Source organism: Armatimonas sp., assembly GCF_043760365.1.
Classification (GTDB): Bacteria; Armatimonadota; Armatimonadia; order Armatimonadales; family Armatimonadaceae; genus Armatimonas.
In genome coordinates this window covers 1-1,608 of sequence record NZ_JAYUPA010000515.1, presented here as the reverse complement: position 1 = coordinate 1,608, position 1,608 = coordinate 1, and the positions used below count along the sequence as shown (strand labels likewise).

Genomic DNA, 1,608 nt, shown 5'->3' with positions numbered 1-1,608 from the left:
TGGGGGCTGATTCTCAGCGCCGCCGTGGGGCTGCTGCTGATCTACTTAGTGAACACGGGGCTTCAGTATGTCGTGAACTACTGGGGGCACGTGCTGGGCATCTCCATCGAAACCGAGATGCGGCGCAAGATCTTCGACCACCTACAAAAGCTCTCGTTCCGGTTCTTCGACAACCAGAAGACCGGACACTTAGTCGCGCGGATCACCAAAGACCTAGAGGAAGTCGGGGAGGTGGCGCACCACGGCCCCGAGGACGCCTTTATCGCCGTGATGACGTTTCTGGGCTCGTTTGGGCTGATGTTCACGCTCAATCCGACACTCGCGCTGATCACGGGGCTGGTCGTGCCGCCGATGACGTGGGTCTCGACGCGCTACGGGAGGGCGATGACGCTCAACATGCGGGCACTTTTTGGCCGTATCGGGGATTTTAATGCACGGATCGAGGAGAATGTGGGGGGAATGCGGGTGGTGCAGGCTTTTGCCAACGAGGACCACGAGCGCACGCTCTTTGCGAAAGACAACGAAGCCTACCGCGACACCAAGCTCGATGCCTACCGCCTGATGTCTAAGAGCATGTCACTGAGCTACATGACCATGCGTATTGTTCAGCTCTTTGTGATGATCGCCGGGGCGTTTTACGTTCTTCATGGCGAGCTGACGGTCGGCGGGTTTATGGGCTTTTTGCTGCTGGTCAATGTCTTCTTTCGCCCCGTCGAGAAGATCAACGCCGTGCTGGAGACCTACCCGAAGGGCATCGCGGGCTTCAAGCGCTACTCAGAATTACTGAACACCGCACCCGATATCGCCGACGCGCCGAATGCAAAAGCCATCGGGCACCTGACGGGCGAGATTCGCTTTGAGAGTGTCCGCTTTGGCTACGAAGCGCACAAGCTGGTGCTCGATAACATCAATCTCACGATCTTCCCCGGCGAGACAGTCGCCTTTGTTGGGCCGAGCGGCGCGGGCAAGACCACGATCTGCTCGCTGGTGCCTCGGTTCTACGAGCCGCTTTCGGGGCGCATCACCGTAGACGGCACGGATATTCGCGAGATGACGTTGGCGTCGCTGCGGCGCAATATCGGCATCGTGCAGCAAGATGTTTTTCTGTTTGCGGGGACGATCCGTGAGAATATTATCTACGGGCGGCTCGATGCCACCGACGAAGAAATTAAAGAAGCCGCGCGACGGGCGAGACTCAATGAGATGATCGCCCAGCTCCCCGACGGCCTCGATACTGTCATCGGTGAGCGCGGGGTGAAGCTCTCGGGCGGGCAGAAGCAGCGGCTCGCCATTGCGCGGATGTTTCTCAAAAATCCCCCGATTCTGATTCTCGACGAGGCCACGTCCGCGCTAGACACCGAGACCGAGCGCGCCATTCAAGCGTCGCTGGCCGAGCTCTCCGTGGGCCGCACCACTTTAGTGATCGCCCACCGCCTCGCCACGATCCAGAACGCCGATAGAATCGTGGTAGTGGATGAGACAGGAGTCGCGGAGCAAGGCCGCCACCAGGAGCTTGTCACGTCCGGTGGCATCTACCAGCGCCTCCACGAGGCACAGTTCCCAGGGCCATTCAGTTTTTGCATCCCGACCTCGTACGGCTCGGTCACC

1 protein-coding gene is annotated in these 1,608 nt (G+C 59.6%); it reads left to right on the top strand.

The annotated features are described in order from the left end of the window. The coding region (locus ACH2EH_RS11985; RefSeq protein WP_395141967.1) for an ABC transporter ATP-binding protein at positions 1–1,608 on the top strand (1,608 nt) is incomplete at both ends.